Below are 22,562 nucleotides of genomic sequence, written 5' to 3'. Positions count from 1 at the left end.
AATGACATGCCAAAACTTCAATTTGATGAATTAGAAATTCAGGAAGTACTAGATAAAGTGGTGAAAAGAACATTTGAAATGGATTTTAATTGGGATTGGCCTGGTGGTGTTGCTTTTTATGGAATAGCAGCAGCTTATGAAGCAACAGAAAAACAAGAATATATTGATTTATTAAAAGCATGGGTAGATGAATGGCTTGAGGACGGTCTACCAAAGTTGTCTATTAATGGTGTTTCTATTGGACATACATTAATCACACTTTACTCTGTGACAGAGGATGAAAAGTACTTGAATGTGATTAAAGAGATGGCAGAATATCTTAAAAATGATGCACCACGTTTTGCTGATGGAATTTTTCAACATACAGTGAATTCAGTAAAAGATGTTTTTCCTGAACAGGCATGGGTTGATACGATGATGATGGCCGGCTTATTTCTTCTAAGAGTTGGTAGATTACTAGATCGTGAGGATTATTTCAGAGATGGACTTAAACAATATCATGGTCATGAGGATTTTCTGCAGGATCCAGTGACAAATCTTTATTATCATGGATGGGATAATATTGCGAAAAACCATATGTCATCAATATATTGGGCAAGAGGAAATGGATGGGCTGCATTAACAATGGCAAAAGCATTAAGTTTGGTTGAAGTACAGGATCCTTCTTATATGATTATTGATTGCTCATTACGAGATCAATTAAGTGCCTTAGTTAGGCTACAAGGTGAAGATGGTTTATGGCATACAATTGTAGATGATCCGTCTTCATATGGTGAAATTTCAGGAACATCAGCGATTGCAGCTGCATTGCTTACAAGAGGTTCTCTGTATAATAAATATATCCAAAAATCAATTGATGGTATTTTAAGAGAAATTGAAGAGGATGGAAAAGTATCAAAGGTTTCAGCAGGAACAGCCGTAATGAATGATGCTGACGGATATAAAAACGTACCATACAAACGCATACAAGGGTGGGGACAGGGTTTAACACTTGTATTTCTAGCTGAATTAATCAAAAGTAATAAAAAAGTATATAACTAATATTCTACTAAATGCCATGATAAAAAATATTGATTGGTAGGGGGAGAATGTTTTGATTCAGAATCAATATACGATATATATAGCAGGAGATTCCACTGCAGCTAATTGCCCATCTCATGAATCTCCTATGGCAGGTTGGGGACAATTTTTCCAACATTTCTTTGATAACCATGTGAGGATTCATAATGAAGCAGTGGGTGGTAGAAGCTCAAATAGTTTTATAGAAGAAGGAAGACTCCAATCTATTTTAAATCGTATTCATTCAAATGATTATTTGTTTATCCAGTTTGGACATAACGATCAAAAATCCTATGGTACAGATCCTTATACGACTTATCAATCTTCTTTAAGAGAGTATATTAAAGGAGCTCGTGACAAAGGAGCAAAGCCGGTTTTATTAACATCTGTTCATAGAAGGAAATTTGATCAAGCAGGTAGTCTCGAAAATACGTTAGGCGAATATCCTTATGCAATGATTCAATTGGCAGAGGAGCTAGAAGTTCCAATCATTGATTTATGGACAAAAACAAAAGCTCTTTATGAAGAGCTTGGCATAGAAGGATCAAAGAAATTGTTCACAATTCTAGAGCCTAATACTCATCCGAATTATCCTGATGGAATTGAAGATAACACGCATTTTTCAGAAACAGGTGCAAGGGAAATAGGAAAATTAGTAGTGGAAGGAATAAAAGAGTTAGACTTACCGCTTGTTACGTATTTATCCACTTAATCTAGTAAGCTCACTCTGTTGACAGCAATATTCCTTTGAAATTCTTAGTGACACTCACTAAAAAAACTAATAATAGGAGATACCTTCATATGAGTAAAAAGTTATATCATGGAGCTGCGTACTATCCTGAATTATGGAATGAGGAAGCAATTGAAGAAGACATAAAATACATGATTGAAGCTGGCATCAATGTAGTAAGGATGGGTGAGTTTGCCTGGTCAATCATTGAAAAAGAAGAAGGGAAAATTGATGTTACCTTTTTTGTAGATATGATCAAGAAATTGAGTGAACATTCTATTGAAACGGTCATGTGTACACCAACTCCGACACCTCCAATTTGGTTAACACATAACCATCCAGAGCGGATGTATGTTAATGAAGATGGGAAGACAATGATTCATGGCTCAAGACAGCATATATGTACGAATAATCACTATTTTCGAGAAAAGGCAGCAATTATTACCAAAGAAATTGCAAAAGCGGTAGGAGATCATCCAAGTGTAATTGGTTGGCAGCTAGATAATGAATTTAAATGTCATGTTAGTGAATGCATGTGTGAAACCTGTAAGACTTTATGGCATGAATGGTTAGAAAATCGATATGAATCAATTGACAGATTGAATGAAGCCTGGGGTACTCATATTTGGAGTCAATATTACCATAGCTTTGATCAAATTCCCCAGCCTATTTCAACTCCATTTCTTCATAATTCATCCTTAAAAACAATGTATCAGCTTTTCTCTTATGAAAAAATAGCTGAATTTGCTGATGAGCAGGCTGAAATTATTCGAAAATATTCTACTGCACCTATTACTCACAATAGCACAACCTTTTTTCATGTTGATAATGAGAGACTATATAAAAATTTAGATTTTGCTTCATTTGATACATACGCAGAACAAAGCAATTTTGCAGCTTATTTATTCAATTGTGATTTATGGAGAAATTTTAAAAAGAACAGAGATTTTTGGATCATGGAGACGAGCCCATCATATAGTGCTTCTCTTGAAAGTCATGCTGCACCACATCCAAATGGTTATCTAAAAGCTGAAGCAGTTGCTGCCTATGCATTAGGGGGAGAAGCATTTTGTTATTGGCTTTGGAGACAGCAGCGAACAGGATGTGAACAGCCACATGGATCTGTTATAAGTGCATGGGGTAAACCGACAGTTGGTTTTGAAAATGTAAAGGAAGTCGAAGCTGCAAGAAAGGAAATAGAGTCTATCATTCTATCATCAAAACCATTACAGGCTGAAGTAGCAATAACCTATTCTGACGTTGCTAAAGCATTTATGAAAACAGAACCACATCGAAACTTAGATTATCGTTCATTAGTCGTAGAATTTTACGAAAAAATAGTAAAAGCAGGTTACCATCGTGATCTTCTACCAGAAGGTGCGGATTTACAGGGATATAAATTATTATTTACTCCATTTATTCATAACGTAACACAAGACTATCGAAATAGAGCAGAGGATTTTGTTAAGGGCGGTGGAATATGGATTGTTGGCCCTATAACAGGTGGAAGAACAGAGCATCATACAATTCATACAGATGCAGCTCTAGGCGAGTTGGACCAACTAGCTAGTGTTGAAACATTATTTACATACCCAATGGATGGAACTGAATCTACTGGAGAATTCATGGGGAAAGCTGCACCACTGAGTTTATGGAGTGCTATTTTCGAGCCCAAAGAAGCTAAAGCAGTAGGCATGATCAGTGAAGGAATTTCTAAAGGTAAGGCATTCATGACAGAGCACTCTGTTGGTAAAGGAAAAGTTGTGATGCTTGGGTCACTACCAACAGAAGAATCTGGTGAACAGCTCCTAATAAATTGTCTAAATCATTATGCTGAAGAAGCGAATGTAGTAGTAAAAACAAATGTAACAGAAGGTACAATCGTTGTTCCAAGGCAAGGATCCAATGAGGTTGTGTGGGTAATCGTTAATATGGATGGAAACGGAGGCTCGGTTACAATTCCTCATGATGCTGTTAATGGAATTACTGGTGAATTCATTCCAAAAGGAAAATATGAGATTAACAGTTATGAACATAAGGTGGTTTCTTTTCAAAAAAATTAATGAAGAACATGGGGGATCTGCATGACTAATTTACAATCACTTAAAATTGCCTATATTGGTGGGGGATCAAAGGGATGGGCAAAAAGTTTAATGAATGATCTCGCATTAGAAAGTAGAATTTCAGGAACTGTTGCTTTATATGATATTAATTATGAAGCTGCCAATCGCAATGCACAAATAGGAAATAGAATATCAAATCATGAAAAAGCAAAAAGTAATTGGAAATATGAAGCTGTCACAACGATGGAGGAAGCATTGTCAGACAGTGATTTTGTCATCATTTCTATTTTACCAGGTACGTTTGAGGAAATGGCCTCTGATGTTCATGCACCTGAAAAATATGGAGTGTATCAATCTGTAGGTGATACAGTTGGTCCTGGCGGTCTTGTCAGAGCGCTTAGAACAATTCCGATGTTTGTGGAAATAGCCCAAGCAATTAAAAGACATGCACCAAAGGCATGGGTTATTAATTATACAAATCCAATGTCACTTTGCACTCGAACACTTTATGAGGTATTTCCAGAAATCAAAGCCTTTGGCTGCTGTCATGAGGTATTTGAAACACAGAATTTGCTATCTGAAGTTGTAAAAGAATTTCTAGATAAAGAAGTGCAACATCGCTCTGACATTAAAGTAAATGTATTAGGTATTAACCATTTCACATGGATAAATAAAGCTAGCTACCAAAATATTGATTTAATGCCTTACTATAAACAATTTGTAGAAAAATATGACGAAACTGGCTATGAAAAAGAAGAAGGAGAATGGAAAAATAGTGTTTTCTCATCCTGCAATAAAGTAAAGTTCGACTTATATAAAAAATATAGCTTAATAGCTGCTGCTGGTGATCGCCATTTAGCTGAATTCATGCCACCAACATATTTGAAAAATCCAGAAACAGTAGCTTATTGGAAATTTCATCTAACACATGTGGATTTCCGTAAAAAGGATTTAATAGAAAAAGTGAATCATAATGAAGCATTAATAGAAGGTAAAAAAGAGCTGAATCTTGTTTCTTCAAGTGAAGAAGGAGTTAACATTATTCTCGCTCTTCTAGGTGTAGAGGACCTAGTAACAAATGTGAATTATCCAAATAAAGGTCAAATTGAAGGCTTACCGCTAGGAACAATTGTTGAAACAAATGCTTTATTCAAGTACGACTCTGTTCAACCAGTATTTGCAGGGAAACTACCATTAGACATTCATAATATGGTTAGTAGACATGTTATTAATCAAGAATCAATTTTAAAAGCATCATTAACTAAAGATAAACAACTAGCGTTTAATACATTTGTTAATGAGCCACTATTGGCAGCAGTAAATAGGGAAGACGCAGAGGAATTATTTAATGAGATGTTAGATAATACGAAAAGTTATTTGGCTGGCTGGGATATATAGTTTTGTATAGGGGTAGGAACAAGGCTCTGTTAAGGAGCCTTGTTTTATTTTGCGTTAAAGACTTTTTTTGCATCGCTTTATTTATGAGTTAAAATCGTCATAGTCATGAGCTAATGAAGGACAAAAACGAGAGGAAGCCCCGATCAAAAGTCCGTCATAGAGCTGATGAAGGACACAAACGAGAGGAACCTCCAAGCAAAAGTCCGTCATAGATCTAATGAAGGACACAAACGAGAGGAAAGCCAAGTCAAAGGTTGTTTTACTTAATCACAATCCAAAGAAAAGCCTTCTTTTTCCAATAACTTTCCAACAATTAAAAATCTATTAAACAACACTGATTTTTAATATAAAGTAGCGGTTTTTTATATGTATCTAAGATAAAGAATTACTTATAATTGAAATGAGTTCTTGATCACACTAATTAATGAAAGGGCTTACAAAAAACTGATTAAGAAGGGAGCCTACGTATAACCACGGGAAAGCTTGTTTCAATTGGTGTACTTGAATTTACTTAAGAAAGTTACTTAATTAAATAGCTAGCAATGAATATACTAACCAATCTAGTTAAGATCAAATAGAATTTCAAGTAATATTGGCCTCACTGAATTTTGAAACTTTATCGACTATTAATGAAGGGTGATGAATCAATTTTGAGGAAACAATCTATTACTAAAAAACTAGTTACTTTATCTTTAGCAGCTCCACTTCTTTTTACAGGTTTTCAAGGTAGTGCTTCAGCAGTATTATCTCAAACAAATAAGCAGGCCATCCAAAGTAGTTCTGTTCAGCTCGAATATTTAGACAGAGGTCTTGTAGCTGCAAGTACTTCAGAGGGGATCTTTTTAAGTTGGCGACTGTTAAGTGATGAAGTGTCAGGTTATTCAGAAACTGGTTTAACGGGTGTTAACTTCAATGTTTATCGTGATGGTAAAAAGATCGGAACAGTTGATGATAGTACAAACTTTTTAGATAGTAATGGTACAGGTACATCTAAATATTATGTAGCTGCTGTTGAAAATGGAAAGGAAATTGATCAGAGCTCAGAAACAACACCATGGGAAAATACATATTTTGATTTGAAGTTGAAAAAGCCTTCTGATGGTGTTACACCAAGTGGTGAAGCCTATTCTTATACAGCTAATGATATGAGTGTTGGGGATGTTGATGGAGATGGCAAGTATGAGTTTTTTGTGAAATGGGATCCGACAAATTCAAAGGATGTATCACAAAAAGGTTATACAGGAAATACGTATATTGATTGCTATACATTTGATGGGGAATTGTTGTACCGGATTGATCTTGGAGTTAATATCCGATCAGGAGCTCATTATACACAATTTTTAGTATATGATTTTGATGGTGATGGAAAATCTGAATTAATGTTTAAAACAGCACCAGGTACAAAAGTGATAAAGTTTGATGCAAAAGGAAATGTTAAATCTGAAGAATTTATTACAATGCTTAAAGAAGATAAAAAAGAAGGATATAGTCATCAAGATGATTATCGAATGAGTAGTGAAGATTATTATAATCATGTTGTTGATATGTTTAAGAATTGGCATAATCATGAGGAAGTTGTAAATGGAAATTGGCCTGCATCACTTGAAGAGGCCTTTGGAATCGAAAAGAAATATGATTACCCGCTATCAACTGATGATGCTGAAAGTTTAGCAGATTACTTTATTGATGAATATGCTCCTAGTAGAAGTAGCCGTAATGACTTAAGAGATTTTGAAGGATTTATTGTAAAAGGTCCTGAGTACTTAACTGTATTTAATGGAGAAACTGGCTCTGAAATGGAAACTATTCGTTATAAACATGAACGTCATGATGATGGATTAATGTGGGGAGATTACGCGATGTCGCGAATTGAGCCTGGTAATCGAGTCGATCGCTTTTTAGCTGGTGTAGCATATTTAGATGGTGAAAACCCATCCGCTATTTTTTCACGAGGCTATTATACAAGATCAACACTTGTATCATATAGCTGGGATGGAAAGCACCTTAAAGAAGAGTGGGATGTTGATAGTGGCTGGACACCAATGACAAATCCTTTTAATGATGGTCCACATGGAAGACTTGGGACAAGTGAGGAATTTGGTTCACTTACAACTCAAGGTGCACACTCTTTAAGTACAGCTGATGTTGATGGAGATGGTAAGCAGGAAGTGATTTATGGATCTTCTACAATTGATCATGATGGTTCTTTGTTATATAGCTCAAGTGATGTGATGCCACCTGAAAGTGCAACACCAGGTGTAATTGCTGGCTTAGGACATGGTGATGCATTGCATGTTGCAGATATCGATCCTAATAGAGAAGGCTTAGAAATCTTTATGGTTCATGAAGGTGGTCGCTGGGCTCCGTATGGCTATGCACTTAGAGATGCTGCAACAGGAGAAGTTATATATGGTGGCTATACTGGTAGAGATACTGGTAGAGGAATGGTAGGTGATATTGATCCTTCTCAAAGTGGATTAGAAACTTGGGCTGTTGGTTTGTGGACAGCTAATGGAACGAAGCTTGATACACGTTCACCAGGAACGAATATGAATATCAAATGGTCTGCTGATATGACAACACAGATCGTGAATGGATCAGGAGATAAAACACCAACAATTGATGATTGGAAAAAAGGAACAGTTTTAACTGCTTCAGGTACAAAAACGAATAATGGTACAAAAGGAAATCCATCATTAGTTGCTGATATTTTTGGAGATTGGCGTGAGGAATTGCTTGTTCGAACGGATGATAGTCAATCGATTAGAATTTATTTAAGCACAGAAGTGACAGACCGTAAATTATATACATTGATGCATGATGCACAATATAGAACAGGTATTGCTTGGCAAAACGTCGGTTATAATCAGCCAGCATATCCAAGCTACTATTTTGCTTCTGACACTGATTGGCAAAGTGTTCCACAGCCTGATATGAAAATGCCTAATGAATTAACTTCTTTAAGCAATCTAGTAGACATATATGAAGAAAATGGAGAGTTGAATGGCTCAATTATACGTAAACTTGAAAATACGTTAAAACAAGCTCAACATCATATTGATAAAGGCTCTGATAAAAAGGGAATTTCCTTTTTAGAGAAATTCATTAAACAGTTAGATCAAAAACAGAAGAAAAAAGAAGTTAGCGAAAATGCAAAATCAATTTTAACAGCTAAAGCTGAGAGTATAATTGTGAATATTGAGGAACGTTCAGGCAGATAACCAAATTTAATAGCTACCTTAGAATAGATTGAAAGACTTTCTATTTTAGGGTAGCTTTTCTATATAGGGATTCTGTTAACTATAAAATCAATCTATAAATAATTATCCGTACAACTAGTGAAACCTAACTTAAATTTTAATGATGGTATCACTGTCATTCATTATGTAAACCTTGACAAATAAAACGTTTTCCTATTAATCTAAATGTGCGTACAAATTTATTTTCTAACTTTTTCTTATTGTGAAAATAATTGTTTTGTACTAAAAACTTATCTTAAATTATTAAAATCATAACTATTAATTCATTATTCTATGAACTAGGAGGAAGTTAAATGGCTAAAATAGCATTTTTATTAGCAGGTGGTTTTGAAGATTCAGAGATGATCAATCCTTATGAAGCAATTAAGGAGGCAGGTCATGAGGCAGTGATTATTGGCTTGGAAAAGGGTGTGGAATGTCCAGGTAAGCAAGGGACAGTTTCTTATACAGCAGAATTAGGTGCAGCAGATGCAAACGGCAGTGATTTTGCCGGAGTGGTTATTCCTGGTGGTGGTGCTCCTGAGGCTTTACGCGTAAATGAGGATGTTGTTCGTTTTGTTAAAGAATTAAATGAACAAGGTAAGTTAATTTCAGGGATATGTCATGGTCCTCAAGTTATGATCAGTGCTGATGTATTAAAAGGAAAAGAGGCAACAAGCTATATAGGAATTCGTGATGATATTAAACTAGCAGGTGCAATTTATAAAGATGAAGAAGTGGTTGTTGGAGAAAATATAGTTACATCCCGTACTCCAGCCGATGAACCTGCTTTTATACGAGAAATACTGGCTAAATTATCATAATATCAGTTTTAATACTTATATAGTTTACTCTTGAATAAATGATAGAGTTATGTCCCATGGTTTAAAACAAGAATTACAATTTGTACAATGTATACAATAATTAAAGGAGCATGTTTGCTTGCTCCTTTTGTATGTATTTTATTTGAGTGAAACTTATTTTTAATGCTTCTGAAATAGCTGACTAATAATATAAAACGCCATAACCCATATAATAATAGCTGAAAATTGATTCATATACCTTAAGTACTTTCCATTTGTATCCAACTGTCCGATTTTTCTACCTGCAATAGCTAAGCCTAAGAACCACAACCAAGAAATAGCGATACATGCCAATGTGAAAAGCCATTTATCTGAACCACTATAAGTTAATGAACTTGTACCAATTACTCCAATTGTATCCATAATCGCATGGGGATTTAATAATGACACAGAAGCTGCAAATGTTATTTGTTTTTTAGGCGAAAAAGGATTTAGCTCCGGTTGTTTTGAGACATTAGAAGAATCACGCCACATCATCCAGCCCATATAAATTAAGAATAAAAAGCCTACAAAAAAGATTGTGTTTTTTAACCAAATGAAGTTAAAAACAATAAATGAAACACCCGTAACAGCTAATGAAATTAAAATGGTATCACAAATGGCTGCAGTAACAATGGATGGTAAGGCATTTGTGAATTTTATATGAGTCGCTCCTTGTGTGAATACAAAAATATTTTGTACCCCTAAAGGTAAAATAAGTCCAAAAGCTAAAAGCATCCCGTGAAGTAATGGCTCCATAATATTCCTCCTTTTCTCTCATAATAGAATAACGAAAAAGGTTCATTATGTCTCCAACAAATTGGGTGCCAATCATTTAATATTATGATATCTAGGTTACATTACACTATCGTTATTTATTAAGAAAATGTAAGTGAAAAAAATGACAGAAAACATCTTCGAACTTTACTCCTATGAATTATTAGAGGAAGGGATGATACTTTGATTACTTCTCTTTATTTTGTTTAGGCAAATACCATAAAAAAAGAAAACTTGTCATAAGATAATAAATCCCTAAAATAGCTAAACAGTCCTGTATAACAGTAAATAACTTATTATCTTTAATGAAATACATCCAGGTAAAAAAACTGATCAAAAAAATAATTGGATATAAAATGAAATAACCAATGAAATATATTTTCTTAGTATTGTTCATGAAAGAACCACCTTAATTTGACATTATACTTAGTAACAACTTCTCTTAATATCTAGTGTTATTTTTTGGTCAAGATTTACTACGACTATACTATAGAAAGTGTTAAGACTTTTATATCGTAACATTGATTACGGAAGAGTTGTAATAAAATGGATATTAAACTTTTTTTGATTTCAATATTATCCTAGTTTCAGTGTTTGTAGAAGAAGACCTTAAGGTGCTTATGTTAGAAAAATAAGAATATAGCTGCATGATATAAAAAAGTATGCAAACTGTATAAAAGGAGAAAATTATGCCTGAAAATAATAAAACATATATATCAAAAGCGAACTTCATGCTTCATGGAGGAGACTACAATCCTGATCAATGGCTAGATCGTCCTGACATTTTAGAGGATGACATAAAGCTAATGAAGCTGGCACACACTAATACTTTTTCAGTAGGAATATTTGCTTGGAGCGCACTTGAGCCAGAAGAAGGTGTTTATAACTTTGAATGGTTAGACGAAATCTTTGATAACACCACTAGTTTTGGTGGTCGAGTCATTCTAGCAACACCAAGTGGTGCTCGCCCTGCGTGGATGTCTCAAAAATACCCTGAAGTTTTAAGAGTAAACGGTAACAGATTAAAGCAGTTACATGGTGGTCGTCATAACCATTGCTTTACTTCAAAGGTTTATCGTGAAAAAACGCAGCAAATGAACAGACTATTAGCAGAGAGATATGGTCAACATTCAAGTTTATTAATGTGGCATATTTCCAATGAATATGGTGGGGAATGTCATTGTGATTATTGTCAACATGCATTCAGAGATTGGTTAAAAGAAAAATATAATCATAGCTTGAAGTCTTTAAATGATGCATGGTGGGGTCCTTTCTGGAGTCATACTTATAATGAATGGTCACAAATTGAATCTCCTTCCCAAATAGGTGAGAGTGCCGTTCATGGATTAAACTTGGATTGGCGTCGATTTGTTACAGATCAAACGATAAACTTTTATGAAAATGAAATTGTGCCATTAAGAGAATTAACACCTAATATCCCGATTACGACAAATTTTATGGCAGACACATTTGACTTAATACCATTTCAAGCACTAGATTATAGCAAGTTTGCAAAGCATCTTGATGTTGTTAGCTGGGATGCATATCCTGCTTGGCATAATGATTGGGAGAGTACTGCCGATTTAGCAATGAAAGTGGGCTTTATTAACGACTTGTATAGAAGCCTTAAACAGCAGCCATTCTTATTAATGGAATCAACACCAAGTGGAGTGAACTGGCATGAAGTAAATAAAGCGAAACGCCCAGGTATGCATTTGCTTTCTTCTATGCAAATGGTTTCACACGGATCTGATAGTGTCTTGTATTTCCAGTGGAGAAAATCACGAGGATCTTCAGAAAAATTTCATGGAGCTGTTGTTGATCATGACAATAGTCCAGAAAATCGAGTGTTTAAAGAGGTTGCAAAGGTTGGTCAAACATTAGAAAAGCTATCAGATGTAGTTGGAACAAACCGTCCATCTGATGTAGCTATTTTCTATGATTGGGAAAATAACTGGGCAGTAAATGATGCTCAAGGCTTTGGTCTTAAAACGAAGCTATATCCACAAACGTTACAACAGCATTACCGCACCTTTTGGGAACAAGATATCCCAGTAGATGTTATAACGAAAGAGCAAGATTTCTCTAATTATAAATTACTTATTGTGCCAATGCTGTATTTAGTAAGTGAGGAAACAATTTCAAGACTAAAAGCATATGTTGCTAATGGTGGTAAATTAGTTATGACTTACATCAGTGGTCTTGTGAATGAACATGATTTAACTTATATGGGTGGCTGGCATAAAGATCTTCAAGAGATCTTTGGAATGAAGCCTCTTGAAACAGATACTTTGTATCCAAAAGATAGAAATCATGTTACTTACAAAAACAAGTCATATGAGATGAAAGATTATGCAACAGTTATTGATCTTAATACGGCTAATGTAGAAGGAATCTATCAAGAGGACTTTTATGAAAATACACCTGCAGTGACAAGTCATCAATATGGAAAAGGAAAATCATATTATATTGGTGCACGCTTAGATGAACAATTTCACAGAGACTTTTATAGTGATTTAATAGAAGAATTAAGTCTTAGATCTGTTCATGATATTAAACATGAGCAAGGTGTTTCTGTCCAAGTCAGAAAGGCAGAAAAAAATGATTATATTTTTATCATGAATTTTACAGAAGAAAGACAACCTGTTAGCTTTGATTTCCAAGGAAAAGATATGGTTTCTGGAGAGATGATCACTGGAGACATCATGCTAGATAGATATGAAGTAAGAATAATTGAGAAAACAAACAGCTAATGATTTCTTAGAGTAAGAGCATCCATTCTAATGTAGATTGGGTGCCTCTTTACTTGTATTGCAACAAATTCCTTTGTACATAAAAGTAATCCCTTACTTTAATGGTGATGCGACAAGAAAATCAAATAGCTTAAAACTTTTTATTTTTAATATAAAGTGAAAAATACAGATAACCTTAGTATCTATTCTGTAGTAGAAATTGAAAAAGAAGAAGATGTAACAGACAGAAAGCTATGGGTTGCCAAATACAGCAACAAAAAATACAATAATCTGATGATTGGGTTGCTTTTTATTGTTATTGGATCTGGTTTTGTATGGAGAAAACGTAAATATTTAAAAATGAATAGTTAATAGATCGAAAAAAGCCCTAATCCGAAGAAGATTAGGGCTTTTTAAAGCTTGTTGAGAAGCACAAATAAATTTTATCTTCGATTTTTGGGATTTATCTTCGATTTTCCGAAAATATCTTCGATTAGACAATTTCCGACAAAAACATCTTACGCAAAAAAATCAGAATAACTAATTACTGTGCATATACATAATTATCACAAGTTTAACAGAGTGTAACTTTTCAAAAATACAAACAAAAAAAGAAAAACAAACATTTATTCAAATATAAATAAATATAAACAAACAAAAACGGGTGTTATTATGATAGAAAAGTAGTATAATAAGAACAAGATCAGTACTTTTTAGTAACGGGAGGTAGTGGAAATGAAAGTATCTTTATTTATTACATGCCTAGCAGATGTATTTTATTCAAATGTTGGTCAACATACAATTGAACTTTTAGAAAAGCTGGGCTGTGAAGTGGATTTTCCTGAAAAACAAACATGCTGTGGTCAGCCTGCTTATAATAGTGGTTATCATAAAGAAACAAAAGAAGTGGCAAAACATATGATTCGTACATTTGAAAATTCGGATTATGTTGTTGGTCCATCAGGATCATGTGTAGCCATGTTAAAGGAATATAGTCACTTATTTGAGAAAGACCAAGCTTGGAAGGAAAGAGCTAAAAAGCTAGCCAATAAGTCATATGAATTAACACAGTTTATTGTGGATGTATTAAAAGTAGAAAACGTGAATGCTAGTTTACCAGCATGTGCGACTTATCATAAATCCTGTCATATGACACGTTTACTTGGTGTTAAAGATGCTCCTGTTAAGTTATTAGATCAAGTGGAAGGCTTAGATGTTAAACCACTTCCGAATAGTCATGATTGCTGTGGTTTTGGTGGAACTTTTTCAGTGAAAATGGTTCCTATTTCAGAGCAGATGGTTGATGAAAAAGTTAAGCATATTGAAGAGACCGGAGCGGAAGTATTAATTGGAGCTGATTGTGGTTGTTTAATGAATATTGGCGGAAGAATTAATCGAAAAGGTAAATCAATTAAGGTTATGCATATAGCAGAAGTATTAAACAGTGAGGTGAAGTAAAATGGCAATGAAAATAGGTGATGAGAAATTTTTTGAGCGTGTTGATAAAGGTGTAAATAATACGTTCATGAGAAACGCTGTTGTTTCAGCTCAAGAGAGAATGCAGGGAAAGCGTATTTTAGCTACAGAAGAGCTTGGAAATTGGGAAGAATGGCGTAAGCTTGGAGAAGAAATTCGAACGCATACTCTTGAAAACCTTGATTACTACTTAGAGCAATTGAGTGAAAACGTTAAAAAGCGAGGTGGACATGTTTTTTTTGCTTCTACAAAGGAAGAGGCTAATGAGTATATTTCAAAAGTAGCAAAAGAGAAAAATGCAAAGAAAGTTGTTAAATCAAAATCAATGGTTACAGAAGAAATTCATTTAAATAGTGCACTTGAAAAAGCTGGCTGTGAAGTGATTGAGACAGATCTAGGGGAATATATACTTCAGCTTGATGATCATGATCCACCTTCACACATTGTTGTTCCTGCTCTTCATAAAAATAAAGAGCAAATTCGCGATACGTTTAAAGAAAAACGCGGTTATGATAAATCAGAAATTCCTGAGGAGCTCGCACTTTTTGCAAGAGAACAGTTACGTCAAGAATTTCTAAGTGCTGATCTAGGTATTACAGGCTGCAATTTTGCTGTGGCGGAATCAGGCTCTATTAGTCTTGTCACAAATGAAGGAAATGCAGGACTTGTAACCGCTTTACCTAAAACACAAATTACAGTAATGGGGATGGAACGAATTGTCCCAACTTGGGAAGAGCTAGATATTCTTGTTAGTTTACTATGTCGAAGCTCAGTAGGCCAAAAACTAACAAGCTATATTACTGGTTTAACAGGACCAAAAGACGAGGGAGATGTTGACGGACCAGAAGAATTCCACCTTGTGATAGTTGATAACGGTCGATCAAACATATTAGGAACAGAATTCCAAAGTGCACTCAACTGTATTCGTTGTGCTGCGTGTGTTAATGTGTGTCCGGTTTATCGCCATATTGGTGGTCATTCATATGGATCGATTTATGCAGGACCTATCGGAGCTGTTTTAACACCATTACTTGGTGGTTATGAAGATTATAAAGAGCTTCCATATGCATCATCTTTATGTGCAGCATGTACAGATGCATGTCCAGTAAAAATACCTCTACATGAACTATTAATTAAACATCGTAGAAAAATTGTAGAAGATGAGAAAAAGTCACCTTTTGCTGAAAAGCTTGCAATGAAAGGCTATCAATTAGCAGCAAGTTCACCAAGTCTTTATAAAGCGGGAACAAAATCTGCTTCCTCTGTGATGGCACCGTTTACGCAAGATAATAGTATTCATAAAGGCCCAGGACCAATGAAGCCTTGGACAGATGTACGTGATTTTCCTGCTCCTAATAAAGAGAGATTTAGAGACTGGTATAAAAAGAGGAACAAAGGAGGCGAATAAATAATGGCAGAAGGACAAATCCATCATCAAGAAACATTTCTTAATAATCTTGCTGAAAAACTAGGTAGACAAAGAAGAAAAACAGTAACAAAACCAGAGTGGACAACAACTCCACAATATGACGTGTTAAAAGACGCAACAAAAGATGAGTTGGTTGAAGTCCTAAAAAAACATTGTGAAGTAATTCATACTCAATTTATCGAGACAAACTCAGAAGATCTTACGAAACAAATCCGAAATGTTTTCAAACAATATGAAGTATCAAGTGTAGTAACTTGGAAAGATGAGCGGTATAAACAGTTCGGCTTAGAAGATAAGTTATTGAAGGAATTACCTAAAGAGGATATCGATGTTCATATTTGGGACCCATCTCTAAAAGAGAAAAATATTCAAGCTGCAGAAAAAGCAGATGTCGGAATTACATTTAGTGATATGACTTTAGCTGAATCAGGCACAGTCGTTTTATTTAGTAGTGAAAACAAAGGTAGATCTGTTAGTTTATTACCGAAAACCTATATTGCCATTATCCCCAAAAGTACATTAGTACCAAGAATGACTCAAGCAACTGCTTATATAAATAAACAAGTTCAAGAGGGTAGAAACATTTCTTCCTGTATTGATTTTATTACAGGTCCAAGTAATAGTGCTGACATTGAATTAAACTTAATTGTAGGTGTTCACGGACCGATAAAAGCAACCTATATTCTTGTGCATGATAAATAATTTCAAAAATAAACAAAAAATATATTCAAAAACAAACAAACGTAGTTTATAATTAAAAACAGATAAAACAAACAAAAACAGATACAAACAATAGAGGAGGAAACAAAAATGGTACAAAGTTTATGGAATAAAGAAAAAGCAGCTTCATTATCTCAAGGTGTTGAAGAATTAGTTTATCGCTCTAACTTAATTGGAACAGATCGTTCTGTATGTAACTGGGGTGGCGGGAATACATCAATGAAAACAATTGAAAAAGATTTCCGCGGCCGTGATGTAGAGGTTATGTATGTAAAAGGAAGTGGATCAGATTTAGCGACAATGAAGGCTCATAACTTCACAGGCTTAAAAATGGAAGATATTCGTCCTTTAATTGAACGTGATGAAATGCCTGATGAAGAGATGGTTGCTTATCTAGCACATTGTATGATTGACAGTAAGCATCCACGTGCTTCAATTGAAACTCTATTACATGCATTCTTACCTTTTAAACATGTTGATCACACACATCCAGATGCGATTATTAGCGTTTGTTGTGCAGACAATGGTAGACAAATTGCAGAAGAAATTTATGGAGATCGATTTGTATGGGTACCATATGTTCGTCCGGGATTCACTTTATCAAAAATGATTGCAGAAGGTGTGAAAAATAACCCTAATGCTGAATTAGTATTAATGGAGAAACATGGTCTTGTAGTTTGGGGTGAAACGGCTGAAGAAAGCTATGAAAAAACAATTTCTGTTATCAATGAAGCTGAGCAATATATCCAATCAAAACTTGTTGAAGAAAATGTATTTGGTGGACAAAAATATGAAGCTTTACCAGAAGAAGATCGTAAAGATATTTTAGCTCAAGTGATGCCTGTCATTCGTGGTGCTGTTAGTGAAGAAAAGAAAATGCTATTAACTTATGATGATGCAAAAGATGTACTACAATTTGTAAACAGTAAAGACGCTGCTGAATTATCACAAGTTGGAGCAGCATGTCCTGATCATTTAGTTCATACAAAAATGACACCTTTATTCATTGATTGGAATCCACAATCAGAAGATGTTGCTAGTTTAGTAGAAAAAGTAAAAGCTGGAATTGAAGACTTTAAAGAAGAATACAAAGCATATTTTGAAAGAAATAAAAACGAAGGTGACAAAATTTCTGAAACAGCACCACGAGTTATTTTAATTCCTGGTATTGGTATGGTTAATAGCGGAAAAAATATTCCGATGGCTAATGTTAGTGGTGCTTTATACCATCGTGCAATTGCAGTTATGAAAGGATCTACTACACTAGGAAGCTTTGTTTCTTTAAATGAAAATGAGTCATTCAATGTTGAATATTGGCCTTTAGAGCTTTATAAATTATCATTAGCTCCAGCAGAAGCGGAATTTTCAAGACAAGTAGCATTTGTAACAGGTGGTGCAGGTGGAATCGGTAGTGAAACTTGTCGTCAATTTGTAGCTGAAGGAGCACATGTTGTGATTGCTGACCTTAACCTGGAAGGTGCGGAAAAGGTAGCAGCGGAAATCAATGAACAATATGGTGAAAAACGAGCATTTGCAGTGAAAATGGATGTAACTAGTGAAGAAGCTGTTCAAGAAGCATTCAAACAAACTGCTTTAACTTATGGTGGAGTAGACACAATTGTCAATAATGCTGGACTTGCCACTTCAAGTCCTTTTGATGAAACATCATTAAAAGAGTGGAATTTAAACATGAATGTTCTTGGAACGGGTTATTTCTTAGTTGCTCGTGAAGCGTTCAAGCAAATGAAAACACAGGGAACTGGCGGAAATATGGTGTTCATCGGTTCAAAAAACTCTGTATATGCAGGAAAGAACGCAGCAGCATATAGCTCTGTAAAAGCGATGGAAACTCATCTTGCTAGATGTATTGCAGCTGAAGGTGGAGAATTTGGTATTCGTGTAAACTCTGTTCTTCCAGATGCAGTTCTTCAAGGATCAGCTATTTGGGGATCAAGCTGGAGAGAAGAACGTGCAGCAGCATATGGTATTCATCCAGATCAATTAGAAGAACACTATCGTAAACGTACGACTTTATTAGTGAATATTTATCCAAAAAATATTGCACAATCTATTTTATTTTTCGCATCATCAAAATCAGATAGAACAACTGGTTGTATGATAACAGTTGATGGTGGAGTTCCAGCTGCATTTACTAGATAATAAATAATATGGTTACAAACAAGGTGTAAAAGATGAAAATTCTATTACACCTTGTTTTGTAGCTAATAGTATGAAAGCGTAAAAGAACTAAAAACGATGCGTTTCAGTTTATACTATGTCATAATAATATCTAGAGCCTACAAGCATAAGAGCTGACTCTTTTAGCAAGTAAGCTCAATCTCATAATTTAATTTCTCATTGTGAGAACTAGGAGGCACATACACACATGCTTGTGGCAGAAAGACACCGTAAAATAGTCGATGTTGTTAATGAAAAATTAAGTGTTAGAGTAACAGAACTAAGTAAAATTTTTAAGGTAACAGAAGAAACAATAAGACGAGATTTAGAAAAATTAGAAAAAGAAAACCTATTACGCCGAAGTCATGGTGGCGCTGTAAGTATACAAGATGAACAAACAGAAGTTTCTTATACAGAAAGAGAAATTACAAATGCAGCACAAAAGAGAGCAATTGCCATTGAGGCAGTTAAACTAATTGAACCAGGAGACCAAATTGTCCTTGATGCTAGTACAACTGCTTGGTATATGGCAAAAGAGATGCCAGATTTACCACTAACCGTTTTAACTAACTCAATTAAAGTAGCAGTTGAACTTAGTAAAAAAGAGCAAGTTCGAGTTATTTCTACTGGTGGAATGCTGCAACCTAAATCACTTTCATATGTTGGTCCATTAGCGGAGAGATCACTTAATATGTATCATGTGAATAAGGCTTTTATATCGTGCAAGGGCGTTCATATTGATGCGGGTTTAAGTGATTCAAATGAGTGGCAAGCATTGTTGAAAAAGCAAATGATGTTTATCGCAGATCAAACGATATTATTGGCTGATTCTACTAAGTTCGGAGTACGAACTTTCGCCCAAATTAAAGAAATACAAAATATTGGACGTGTTATTACCGATGATAGCATTGATGATTCGTATTCTCGAGCTTTGGAAGAAAAAGGTGTGCTGCTTCAAATAGTTAAGATATAAAAACATAGGAGATAACGGTATAGCTTAGTCTATGCCGTTTTTCTTTAAGTAAAATTGGGGTTGAATGCTACAATATAGGAAAATAAAATGTTATGTTTGATATAAAAGAGGGATATTAATGAAATACGATCTTTTACAAGAATTATTAACCTTAAATGATGAAGAAAAGTTAGTGCTTCAACAAAAGAGAGAAGTGCAAAAAGAGCTCTATACGAGTCAAGAGAGTTTTATTGTTGAAGGTGAAAAATTTTTAAATAATAGAATGATTATGGTACGAAAACATACGAGGTTTGTACCATTTCCTAAACATAAACACAATTATATTGAAGTTAACTATGTTTATAATGGCACACTTAATCAAACAGTTGGCAATGAGAAGCTTGAATTAAAAAAGGGAGATATTCTTTTCCTAAATCAATATATCGAACATGAACTTGAAGCATGCTCAGAAGAAGATATTATTATTAACTTTATCATTAAACCAGAGTTTTTTTCGTTTATCTTTTCGTATTTAACAACAGAGAATATGATTTCGAATTTTTTAATAAGTAGTATTTTTAATGAAACACAAAATGGAGAATATCTTTATTTTGCTGTATCACAAATTGAAAGTATACAAGAGCTTATAGAAAAAATGATTATTGAAATTATGAAACCTTCTTTGTTGTCAGAATCAACGATCAAGCTATATATGGGATTACTAATGGTAGAGCTTATTAAGAACTCTGATAAAGTTAGATATAACGAAGAGAGCCATAAACATCAGACCATTGTAGAGTCACTAAAATACATTGACGAAAATTATAAAGATGCTACATTGTATGAATTGGCTGCTAATTTAAATCTACCACATTACACGTTAAGCAAAGAAATTAAAAAGGCAACAAAATTCACATTTAAGGATCTTGTTCAGGAGAAAAGACTAAGTGTAGCAAAGGAATTATTGGTTAACACATCTTTACCGATTACATCAATTGTAGAAGAGGTTGGATATGAAAATATAAGTTACTTTTACCGTGTGTTTAAGAGCAAATACGGTTATACTCCTAAAAATTATAGAGATGAAATATTGAAAAAATAGCCGTATTACTACTAATTAAAGTAGATGATATGGCTATTTTATTTTTGACTATTAAGAGCATAAATGAAGTGTTTATTTGTAGTGAAAGATATGTTCTTCTTATATCCAAAGGTTGCCTAAGATAGAAAATAGGGTGAATATTTAAGAATTGTCACTTAAAAGCGAACGTTTGAGGCAAAAGTCTACATAAATTATTAACTATATATTTTTTCAACACTATAGTGGCAAATAAGGACAATAAAAGAGTTTAATCAAGTTATAGTAAAGGGGAAAATAATATTTTAAAATGTAAATAAGTAAGCGTTTTCGATAAGAGTTGTTTTCATAAACTTCGTATAAGATTCTTGAAGAAAACAGCACTGAATAAAGTCTAGTGGCATCTTTTTCTATTAGAACAATAAAAACACTATTTTAACAGAAAAAGCCTCCAAAAAAAAGGGTGGTAATCATGACTAAATATAGTTTAGCCGTCGATATTGGCGCTTCAAGTGGAAGGTTAATCCTTGGCCATGTAGAAAATGGAAAGCTACAATTAAACGAAATTCATCGATTTGACAATAATATAGTAAAAAGAAATGAACACTTCTGTTGGGATATTGAAGCTTTATTTCAAGAAATAAAAGTGGGAATTAACAAGTGTAACGAGCTAAATATTAAGCCTGAAAGTATTGGTATTGATACATGGGCAGTTGATTTTGTGTTATTAGATGAAAATGACAATTTATTAACAGATGCTGTGGCATATCGTGATCCAAGAACAGATGGAATCATGGAAGAAGTATTTGAGATTATGTCAAAGGAAAAGCTGTACTTGGAGACTGGTATTCAATTTCAAAAGTTTAATACGATTTATCAGTTGTTCGCATTAAAAAAGAAGTCACCCGAAGTAATTGATAAAGCAAAATCATTTTTAATGATTCCAGAATATCTGAATTTTTTATTAACAGGTAAAAAAGCAAATGAGTACACAAACGCTACCTCTACACAGCTTGTTAATGCATTTACAAAACAATGGGACTATGAATTGTTGGCTAAGTTAGGAATTAATAAAGAGATGTTTCTTGAAATACAGCCACCAAAAGAGGTTGTAGGCACTTTATCAGAGGAGCTTGTTTCAGAATTTGGCTTTGATATGAAGGTAGTTTTACCTGCTACACATGACACAGGTTCAGCCGTGATTTCTGTTCCTGAAATAGAGGAAACGGTTTATCTTAGCTCTGGTACTTGGTCATTAATAGGTGTAGAAAACCATTTCCCAATTTGTGTTCCAAAAGCTCTTAAGTATAACTTCACAAATGAAGGTGGATTGGATTATCGTTTTCGTTTTTTGAAAAATATTATGGGACTTTGGATGATACAAGAAGTAAAGAGAAATTATCATGACAATTATTCATTTGCCGAATTTGTCACTCTTGCTGAAAAAGAGAAAAACTTTCAATCTTTTGTTAATGTAGATGATGATCGATTTTTAAAACCAGAAAATATGGTAAAAGAAATTCAACAATATTGTCAGCAAACTAATCAACAAATACCTCTAACTCCAGGACAAATAGCAAAATGTGTTTATGATAGTTTAGCAAATAGCTATAAACGAGCAATCAATGAAATTGAAGAAATCTTTGAAAAAAGTTTTTCAAGAATAAATGTTATTGGTGGAGGCTGCCAAAACGAGATGCTCAATCAAATGATTGCGAATGTCACGAATAAAGAAGTTTGTGCAGGTCCAATTGAAGCAACAGCCATCGGAAATCTTGTCGTACAGCTTATGGCTCTAGAAGAAGTAGAAGATATTCAGCAAGCAAGAGCGTTAATAAAGAATTCATTCGAAGTAAAAACATATAAACCACAATACGTGAGAGGATGAC

The 22,562-nt window shown here is 34.2% G+C and carries 15 protein-coding genes; 14 read left to right on the top strand and 1 reads right to left on the bottom strand.

The features are described from left to right. Positions 1-6: 6 nt before the first annotated feature. The 6 genes from FS935_RS11785 (at position 7) to FS935_RS11760 (ending at position 9,313) form a co-directional block, all read left to right on the top strand. The gene (locus FS935_RS11785) at positions 7-1,041 is read left to right on the top strand and encodes a glycoside hydrolase family 88/105 protein (protein WP_146948768.1); all 1,035 of its coding nucleotides are present in this window, start codon (positions 7-9) and stop codon (positions 1,039-1,041) included. Positions 1,042-1,096: 55 nt separating this feature from the next. After that, positions 1,097-1,771: a rhamnogalacturonan acetylesterase gene (locus tag FS935_RS11780; protein WP_146949017.1), complete on the top strand. Its 675-nt coding sequence runs from the start codon at positions 1,097-1,099 to the stop codon at positions 1,769-1,771. 89 nt (positions 1,772-1,860) lie between these two features. Then, positions 1,861-3,852 (top strand): beta-galactosidase, encoded by a 1,992-nt coding sequence (locus FS935_RS11775; RefSeq protein WP_146948766.1) that lies wholly within the window; start codon positions 1,861-1,863, stop codon positions 3,850-3,852. A gap of 21 nt (positions 3,853-3,873) precedes the next feature. After that, positions 3,874-5,250 carry a family 4 glycosyl hydrolase gene (locus FS935_RS11770; RefSeq protein ID WP_146948764.1) on the top strand — a complete coding sequence of 459 codons (1,377 nt, stop codon included), beginning with the start codon at positions 3,874-3,876 and terminating at the stop codon, positions 5,248-5,250. A gap of 629 nt (positions 5,251-5,879) precedes the next feature. Beyond that, on the top strand, positions 5,880-8,471 hold the full coding sequence (locus FS935_RS11765; protein WP_146949016.1) for a rhamnogalacturonan lyase: 2,592 nt from the start codon (positions 5,880-5,882) through the stop codon (positions 8,469-8,471). 332 nt (positions 8,472-8,803) lie between these two features. Beyond that, positions 8,804-9,313: a type 1 glutamine amidotransferase domain-containing protein gene (locus FS935_RS11760; RefSeq protein ID WP_146948763.1), complete on the top strand. Its 510-nt coding sequence runs from the start codon at positions 8,804-8,806 to the stop codon at positions 9,311-9,313. A gap of 159 nt (positions 9,314-9,472) precedes the next feature. On the opposite strand, the gene FS935_RS11755 is transcribed toward FS935_RS11760, so the two are convergent. Next, on the bottom strand, positions 9,473-10,090 hold the full coding sequence (locus tag FS935_RS11755) for a LysE/ArgO family amino acid transporter (protein WP_146948761.1): 618 nt from the start codon (positions 10,088-10,090) through the stop codon (positions 9,473-9,475). Positions 10,091-10,797: 707 nt separating this feature from the next. Here FS935_RS11755 and ganA point away from each other — a divergent pair. The 8 genes from ganA (at position 10,798) to rhaB (ending at position 22,561) form a co-directional block, all read left to right on the top strand. After that, positions 10,798-12,861 carry a beta-galactosidase GanA gene (ganA, locus tag FS935_RS11745; RefSeq protein WP_439116642.1) on the top strand — a complete coding sequence of 688 codons (2,064 nt, stop codon included), beginning with the start codon at positions 10,798-10,800 and terminating at the stop codon, positions 12,859-12,861. A 714-nt stretch (positions 12,862-13,575) separates the two neighbouring features. Then, positions 13,576-14,298 (top strand): (Fe-S)-binding protein, encoded by a 723-nt coding sequence (locus FS935_RS11735; RefSeq protein ID WP_146948753.1) that lies wholly within the window; start codon positions 13,576-13,578, stop codon positions 14,296-14,298. A gap of 1 nt (position 14,299) precedes the next feature. Next, positions 14,300-15,724, top strand: coding sequence for a LutB/LldF family L-lactate oxidation iron-sulfur protein (locus tag FS935_RS11730; protein ID WP_146948751.1), 1,425 nt, complete (start codon positions 14,300-14,302; stop codon positions 15,722-15,724). Between the two features lie 3 nt (positions 15,725-15,727). Next, on the top strand, positions 15,728-16,447 hold the full coding sequence (locus FS935_RS11725) for a LutC/YkgG family protein (protein ID WP_146948749.1): 720 nt from the start codon (positions 15,728-15,730) through the stop codon (positions 16,445-16,447). A gap of 108 nt (positions 16,448-16,555) precedes the next feature. Continuing rightward, positions 16,556-18,625: a bifunctional aldolase/short-chain dehydrogenase gene (locus FS935_RS11720; protein WP_146948747.1), complete on the top strand. Its 2,070-nt coding sequence runs from the start codon at positions 16,556-16,558 to the stop codon at positions 18,623-18,625. Between the two features lie 226 nt (positions 18,626-18,851). Next, on the top strand, positions 18,852-19,616 hold the full coding sequence (locus FS935_RS11715) for a DeoR/GlpR family DNA-binding transcription regulator (protein WP_146948745.1): 765 nt from the start codon (positions 18,852-18,854) through the stop codon (positions 19,614-19,616). A gap of 118 nt (positions 19,617-19,734) precedes the next feature. After that, on the top strand, positions 19,735-20,697 hold the full coding sequence (locus FS935_RS11710) for an AraC family transcriptional regulator (protein ID WP_146948743.1): 963 nt from the start codon (positions 19,735-19,737) through the stop codon (positions 20,695-20,697). Positions 20,698-21,145: 448 nt separating this feature from the next. Next, entirely contained in the window at positions 21,146-22,561 is a 1,416-nt protein-coding gene (gene rhaB, locus FS935_RS11705) for a rhamnulokinase (protein WP_146948741.1), read from the top strand. Position 22,562: the final 1 nt, after the last annotated feature.

Source organism: Metabacillus litoralis (assembly GCF_007994985.1).
GTDB classification, from domain to species: domain Bacteria; phylum Bacillota; class Bacilli; order Bacillales; family Bacillaceae; genus Metabacillus; species Metabacillus litoralis.
Note: the sequence above shows the minus strand (reverse complement) of the source record. Positions and strands in the feature narration are given on the sequence as shown.